This is a genomic window from Streptomyces sp. NPDC056738 (assembly GCF_042790435.1).
Lineage (GTDB): Bacteria > Actinomycetota > Actinomycetes > Streptomycetales > Streptomycetaceae > Streptomyces.
Window position 1 is genome coordinate 318,735 of record NZ_JBHTZF010000013.1, and the last position, 6,766, is coordinate 325,500.

The following is a 6,766-nucleotide window of genomic DNA, read 5'->3' on the forward strand; positions in this document are numbered from 1 at the left end:
GTTCCCCGAAGCTCTAGGGCGTGACCCAGACAACCGAAGCCGCGCAGGCCCCGGAGGACTCCCGGCCCGTCCGCCCCGCCCCCTCCCACCGCATCCACCGTGCCTGGTTCGTCGCCGCCGTCACCTTCGTGACGATCATCGGCGCGGCCGCCTTCCGGTCGCTTCCCGGACTGCTGATCGACCCGCTGCACGAGGAGTTCGACTGGTCGCGCGGCACGATCGGCGCCGCGGTCTCGATCAACCTCGCGCTCTACGGGCTCACGGCGCCGTTCGCGGCCGCGCTCATGGACCGCTTCGGCATCCGCCGCGTGGTGGCGGTCGCCCTGACCGTGATCGCGGTCGGCTCCGGGCTTACGGTCTGGATGACGGCGGCCTGGCAACTGCTGCTGTGCTGGGGCCTGCTGGTCGGTCTGGGGTCCGGCTCGATGGCCCTCGCCTTCGCGGCCACCGTCACCAACCGCTGGTTCACCGAGCGCAAGGGCCTGGTCACCGGCATCCTGACGGCGGCCTCGGCCTCCGGCCAGCTCATCTTCCTGCCGCTGCTGTCCTGGATCGTCACCGAGCACGACTGGCGTCCGGCCGCGGTGACCGTCTCCCTCGCCGCCCTCGCGGTCGTCCCCTTCGTCTGGCTGCTGCTGCGCGACCACCCGGCCGACGTGGGCCAGATGCCGTACGGGGCGAAGGAGTTCGTGCCCAAGCCCGAACCGGTCCGCGGTGCCGCCCGGCGCGCGGTGACCGTCCTGTTCTCCGCCGTCCGCACCGGCCCCTTCTGGCTGCTGGCCGGGACCTTCGCCATCTGCGGCGCCTCGACCAACGGGCTCGTCCAGACCCACTTCGTGCCCGCCGCCCACGACCACGGCATGCCCATCACCGCCGCCGCCTCGCTCCTCGCGGTCATCGGCGTCTTCGACGTGATCGGCACCGTCGCCTCGGGCTGGTTCACCGACCGCTTCGAGCCGCGCCGCCTGCTGGCGGTGTACTACGCCCTGCGCGGCATCTCGCTGCTGTTCCTCCCGATGCTGCTCGCCCCGTCCGTGCACCCGCCGATGATCTTCTTCATCGTCTTCTACGGCCTCGACTGGGTCGCCACCGTCCCGCCGACCCTGGCCCTGTGCCGTGAGCAGTACGGCGAGGACAGCGCCATCGTCTTCGGCTGGGTCCTCGCCTCCCACCAGGTCGGCGCCGCGCTCGTCGCCTTCCTCGGCGGTGTCGCCCGCGACCGCTTCGGCTCGTACGACGTCGTCTGGTACGCCTCGGGCGCGTTGTGCGCGGCGGCCGCGTTGATGGCCCTGGTCATCCGCCGGCGTCGTCCGGGGGCATCGGCGGCATCGGCGGCGCCGGTGGTGGGACCGGCCACCGCGTGACGGGCCTCGGGTGACGGGCCCCGCGTGACAGGCCTCGGGCCAGAGGCCTCAGGTGAGGAAGCGGCCCTTGTGGAAGAGCAGGGGCGGCACGTCGTCGTCGCTCGCGCCCAGGGCGTCCACCCGGCCCACCACGATGAGGTGGTCCCCGCCCGTGTGCACCGCGTGGATCGTGCAGTCGATCCAGGCCGCGGCGCCCGCGAGGCGGGGGGATCCCGACACCGGAGCGGCGTCGTGGGCGACTCCGGCGAACTTGTCGGCGCCGCTCACCGCGAAGCCGCGGCACAGGTCGCCCTGGTGCGCGCCGAGCACGTTGACGCAGAAGACGCCGGCCCGGGCTATGCGCGGCCATGTCGTGGACGTACGGCCGACCATGAAGCAGATCAGCGGAGGGTCGAGGGAGAGCGAGGCGAACGACTGGCAGGCGAAGCCGGCCGGGCCCGCCGGATCCCCGGCGTTGGCCGCGGGCGCCGTCACTACCGTCACGCCGGTCGCGAAGTGGCCCAGTACGTGACGGAACCGGGCCGGATCCACCGGCGCCCGCTCGTCCTCGCGGACCGCGCGCAGATCCGGGCGCGGCAACGCCTCGACGGGCCCCGCGACGGTGGGGGCCCCGGCCGACCTGAGGTAGCGGACGGCGGCGGCCGCCATCCCTGCGTGTCCCATCACATCCACCATTGAAGCTGACGGAGTGTCAGATAGGAAGGGGTGCGCGAGAGCGGGGCTCACGGCGGGCAGGGCGGGAGGCGGGGCCCCCTCGCGGGGTGGGGTGTTTCGCCCGCGTATCTTTTCGCCTCATGAGGTCGGCGAACTCCGGGAGGCCCACGCTGTCCCGGTCGGCATGGACCGGCGCGGAGGTGAACCTCGCCGCGGCGGTCTGCGCGGCGCAGTTCGCGGTCGCCGCCGCCGTCTGGTGGGTCGGCACGTTCGACGACGACGACCACGGGGCGGGCCTCGGCGGCGGTCTCGCCGCCGTCGGGCTGCTGTGCGTGATGGTCTTCGGGCCGCCCCTGCTCGCGGCTCTGGGCCTGCTGCACACGGTGACCTTCACGATGCCGGCGGCCACGCTCGCCCGTCTCGCGCGCCGTCGCGCACCCGGCCCCGAGGGTGCCTGGCACCTGGGCTTCGTCCTGCTTCTCGGCGCCTTCTGGTCCGCGCTCGCGGTCCTCCTCGGTCTTCATCCCACCAGCACCGAGGCCCTGCTGCTCACCGTGTCCGGTGTTCCGCCCGTCCTGGCGGCCGCCGGGGCGCGGCGGCGCGAACGGGCCGGCGGACGAACGCCGGACCGCGTCTGGTTCCGCTCGGCGCTCGCCGCCCTCGGGGCCTGCGTCCTCGTCGTCGCTGCCGGCACGGTGGGACTGGCCACGGGGCTCATCCAGGAGTACGAGCCCCCGAAGCTCGGCGCCGACCGGCTCACCGGCGTCTGGCGCGGCGATCACGGGGCGGTGCTGCGGCTGCGGGCCGGGGGCAGGGCCGAGCTCTCGTCCGTGCCCGCCCAGCCCGAGTTCGGGGACGTGACCACCAAGGAGTTCACGCGCTGCGACGGCGCGGGTACGTGGTTCCTCGACACCGCCGGCCGCTACGACCCGTACGCCGACGGGCCCGACTCCGAGCGGCGCGACGGCGTCGTCGTCCGCGTCGGCGACTGCGGCCACGACACCTACTGGACCATCGGCGGCACCGAGACCCACCCGGAGCTGTTCGTCCTGTTCGGCGACCCTGACGCGGGGGATCTACGCATATTGCGGCGGGGCTGACCCGAACCCCCGTGCCGTACACCGATGCCCGCAGCCACCACGAACCACCCGCACCCGGCCACGCACGGAAGGGGACCGTGCCGGTACGGCGATGCCCGTAGCCACCACGATGCACCCGCACCCGGCGACGCACGCGAGGGGCCGTGCCGGTACATCAATGGCCGTCGCCACCGACGCCCACATCTCCGCCCAACGGCGACGGGCTGATGCACCGGCACGGCCCCGACCCACCCACCGGCCGAACCCGGGGCCGAACCCGGGCCTCCGGCCCCGTTCCCGCCGGGTTCGGTTCGTCAGCGGCCCCTGAAGCGGGGACTACGGCGTTCGACGAAGCTCGCCACGCCCTCGTTGGCGTCCGCCGTCGTCATGTTGATCTCCTGCGCCGCGGCCTCCGCCGCGAAGGCGGTGGCGCGGTCGGAGTCGAGGGACGCGTTGACGAGCTGCTTGGTGAGCGCCAGCGCCCGAGTGGGCCCGGCGGCCAGCCGCTCGGCCCAGGCCCGTGCCGCCTTCTCCAACTCCTCAGCCGGTACGACCCTGTTGACGAGCCCGATCCGCTCGGCGTCCGCCGCGCTCAGCGCGTCCCCGAAGAACATCAGCTCCTTGGCCCGCTGCGGGCCGACGAGGCGGGGCAGCAGATAGGCCCCGCCGCCGTCCGGTACGAGGCCGCGCCGCGCGAACACCTCGATGAACCGGGCCGGTTCGGCCGCGAGGACGAGGTCGCACGCGAAGGCGAGGTGCGCGCCGATCCCGGCCGCCGTGCCGTTCACCGCCGCGATCACCGGCTTCTCGCAGTCGAGGACGGCGGCGATCAGGCGTTGCGCGCCCTGCCGGATCATGCGGGCGACGTCGCCGGGCACCCGCTCCCCGGCGTGCGGACCGCCGCGTAGATCCGCTCCGGCGCAGAAGCCGCGGCCGGTGGCGGTGAGGACCACGGCCCGCACCTCGGGGTCGGCCGACGCCGCCGCGAGCAGCTCGATCACGCGCTCCCGCTGGTCCCAGGTGAGCGCGTTCATCGCCTCGGGCCGGTCGAGGGTGATCCACGAGACGGCGTTGTCGGTGGTGTGGCGTATCGATGAGTCGAGGGGCTTCTCGGATGGCGCGGGGGGTTCGGACGGTTGGTGGGGTGCACGGGGGGAGTCGGTCATGAGGGTGCTCCGTTGCGTGCGGGTCGGAAGTTCTGGGTCAGCGGCACAGCACCAGTGCGTCCAGGGCGACGGCGCCCTGACCCCGGGGCAGCACCATCAGGGGATTGATGTCCAGCTCCGCGATCTCGTCGCCCAGTTCGAGCGCCATCCGCTGGACCCGGATCACGACCTCGACCAGCGCGTCCACGTCCACCGGCGGGCCCCCGCGGACCCCGTCGAGCAGGGCCCGTCCGCGCAGCTCGGACAGCATGGCCCGCGCCTGGTCGTCGCCGAAGGGCGGCACCCGCACGGCGAAGTCCTGCAGGACCTCGACGAGAACCCCGCCGAGCCCGACGGTGACGGTCGGCCCGAAGAGCTGGTCGTGCGTGACACCGACGACCATCTCCACACCCCGCTCGACCATCTGGCACACGAGCACCCCGTCGAGCGAGATGCCCTCGTAGCGGGCGATGTCGGTCAGCTCGCGATAGGCGTCGCGGACCTGGCTGGCGGAGGTCAGCCCGATCTTGACCAGGCCGAGTTCGGTCTTGTGGGCGATCTGCGCGCCGGAGGCCTTCATGACCACCGGGTAGCCGACCTGGCTCGCCGCCCGGACGGCCGCCGCCGCGCTGGTCACCAACTGTTCGCGTGGCACGCGGATCCCGTACGCCCGCAGCAACTGTTTGGCGCCGTGCTCGCTGAGTTGCTGGCCCGGGCGCATCAGGGCCTGTGCCTTGCGGAAGGACGGCGACGGGGTGCGCGGCGCCTCGTCGAAGGGCGAGCGGTAGGCCGCGGTGAACCGCGCGTGGTCGAGGTGGGCGCGGACGGCGGTGATGCAGTTCGCGAACGTACGGAACGTGGCGACCCGGGACGAGCCGAGCAGCGTCTCGCGGTACGCGGCCTCCGTGCCGACCGGCGATCCCCACACCACGCACACCAGCTTGTCCGTCTGCTCAGCGGCGTCCACCAGGTCCTGCGCCAGCTTGTCGCTCATCGGCGGGAAGGGCCCGGTGATCGGGCAGATCAGGACGCCGACGGCCGGATCGGCGAGGATCGCGTCGATGATCTTCCGGCCGCGCCAGTCGCCGACCGGGTGCCCGCCGTTGTCGACCGGGTTCGCGACGTTCAGGTAGTCCGGTATCCAGGTGTGCAGTTCGGCCTGTTTGGCCTCCGAGAGGACCGGCAGGTCCAGGCCCGCCTCGCTGGCCAGGTCCGCGAAGTGCGCGCCCGTGCCGCCCGAGATCGAATAGACCACGACCCCGTCGGCCCGGGGTGCGCGAGCCCGCGCCAACAGGGCCGCGGTGTCCTGGAGTTCGTCGAGTCCGTCCACGCGGATCACGCCGAACTGCCGCATCGCCGCGTCCACCACCGCGTCGGCGCCGGTCAGCTTGCCGGTGTGCGAGGCGGCGGTGCGGGCGCCGGTCTCGGTGCGGCCGACCTTCACCGCGACGACGGGCACCTTGCGGCGGGCGGCGCGGTCGGCGGCGAGCAGGAACGAGCGGCCGTCCTTGAGTCCCTCGACGTAGCAGGCGATGGCGCCTACCTCGGGGCGCTCGGAGAAGTAGGAGATGAAGTCCGCGGTCTCCAGGTCGGCCTCGTTGCCCGTGGGTGCCCAGTGGGACAGGCGGACTCCCAGTTGCTGCATCGCGAACACCGGCCGGCCCTGGTGGCCGGACTGGGTGATGAGGGCGACCGCGGGGCCGTCGAGGTCGTCGCGGAAGTGCTCGAACGCGTTGAGGTTGGTGTTGGGGCCGAGCAGGCGCAGGCCGGAGCCGTGCACGGCGGCGGCGAGGCGGGTCTGCGCGGCGGCGCCCTCGGTTCCCGTCTCGGCGAAGCCGGACGCGAACGCGACGGCGAACTTCACCTTGGCCTCGGTGAGTTCCCCGATCACGGGGAGGGGGTCGGCGACGAGGAGCACCGCCAGGTCCACCTGTTCCGGGACGTCCGCCACGGAGGGGAGGCACGGGAGGCCGAAGACCGTGCGGCGGGTGGGGTGGACCGGGTGGAGCCGGGCGCCGACCCGTTTGGCCCAGGCGATGAGCTGGCGGGTGATCCCGGTGTTCGGCCGTCCCTCGGTGTCCGAGGCGCCGATGACGGCCACGCACTCGGGACGGAAGAAGCGGTCCAGGTCGGGGACGGTGGCGTACAGCGGGCGACCGCTGACGTCCAGGTCGTCGACCTCGGCCGGGCGTCCGTGCACGACCGGGGAGGGCTGCTCGCCGCAGGCGATGACCCTGGCCCGGCGGGAGTCGGTGGTGAGGGTGCCGTGGGTTGATCCAAGCATCGGTCCGCCCGCTCCTGTGTGACAGCCAATTGTTAACTGACGCACTGTCAGATTACGCAACTGACGCCGTGTCAGGAACCGTTGTGCAGGGGTGGGCTTCTGTTGAGTACCCGGCGGGGGGCTCGGCCTACCGCGGTCGCGGTTCCCGTCCGGTGGGTGGGTCGGGGCCGTGCCGGTGCATCAGCCCGTCGCCGTCGGGTGAGGAGTGACCGTCGGTGGCGACGGCCATTGATGTACCGG

Annotated in this window: 5 protein-coding genes; 2 read left to right on the plus strand and 3 right to left on the minus strand. The window is 73.1% G+C overall.

The window, feature by feature from the left end:
- Positions 1 to 20: 20 nt before the first annotated feature.
- On the plus strand, positions 21 to 1,364 hold the full coding sequence (locus tag ACFRIC_RS31585; RefSeq protein WP_382792858.1) for an MFS transporter: 1,344 nt from the start codon (positions 21 to 23) through the stop codon (positions 1,362 to 1,364).
- A 48-nt stretch (positions 1,365 to 1,412) separates the two neighbouring features.
- Here ACFRIC_RS31585 and ACFRIC_RS31590 read toward each other — a convergent pair whose 3' ends face one another.
- Complete coding sequence (locus tag ACFRIC_RS31590; RefSeq protein WP_382792861.1) at positions 1,413 to 2,027, minus strand: flavin reductase family protein; 615 nt, start codon at positions 2,025 to 2,027, stop codon at positions 1,413 to 1,415.
- Between the two features lie 131 nt (positions 2,028 to 2,158).
- Between ACFRIC_RS31590 and ACFRIC_RS31595 the strand changes: the two genes are divergently transcribed.
- Positions 2,159 to 3,118, plus strand: coding sequence for a hypothetical protein (locus tag ACFRIC_RS31595; protein ID WP_382792863.1), 960 nt, complete (start codon positions 2,159 to 2,161; stop codon positions 3,116 to 3,118).
- 293 nt (positions 3,119 to 3,411) lie between these two features.
- Here the strand turns inward: ACFRIC_RS31595 and ACFRIC_RS31600 are convergent, their stop codons facing one another.
- Together ACFRIC_RS31600 and ACFRIC_RS31605 are read right to left on the minus strand one after the other, a co-directional pair.
- Entirely contained in the window at positions 3,412 to 4,263 is an 852-nt protein-coding gene (locus tag ACFRIC_RS31600; protein ID WP_382792865.1) for an enoyl-CoA hydratase/isomerase family protein, read from the minus strand.
- 37 nt (positions 4,264 to 4,300) lie between these two features.
- On the minus strand, positions 4,301 to 6,526 hold the full coding sequence (locus ACFRIC_RS31605) for an acetate--CoA ligase family protein (protein WP_382792868.1): 2,226 nt from the start codon (positions 6,524 to 6,526) through the stop codon (positions 4,301 to 4,303).
- Positions 6,527 to 6,766 lie beyond the last annotated feature (240 nt).

What these genes read in the sequence shown, in the direction of transcription:
- ACFRIC_RS31590 (WP_382792861.1), bottom strand. Translation starts at nt 2,027, where the DNA reads ATGGGACACGCAGGGATGGCGGCCGCCGCCGTCCGCTACCTCAGGTCG.
- ACFRIC_RS31595 (WP_382792863.1), top strand. Translation starts at nt 2,159, where the DNA reads ATGAGGTCGGCGAACTCCGGGAGGCCCACGCTGTCCCGGTCGGCATGG.
- ACFRIC_RS31600 (WP_382792865.1), bottom strand. Translation starts at nt 4,263, where the DNA reads ATGACCGACTCCCCCCGTGCACCCCACCAACCGTCCGAACCCCCCGCG.
- ACFRIC_RS31605 (WP_382792868.1), bottom strand. Translation starts at nt 6,526, where the DNA reads ATGCTTGGATCAACCCACGGCACCCTCACCACCGACTCCCGCCGGGCC.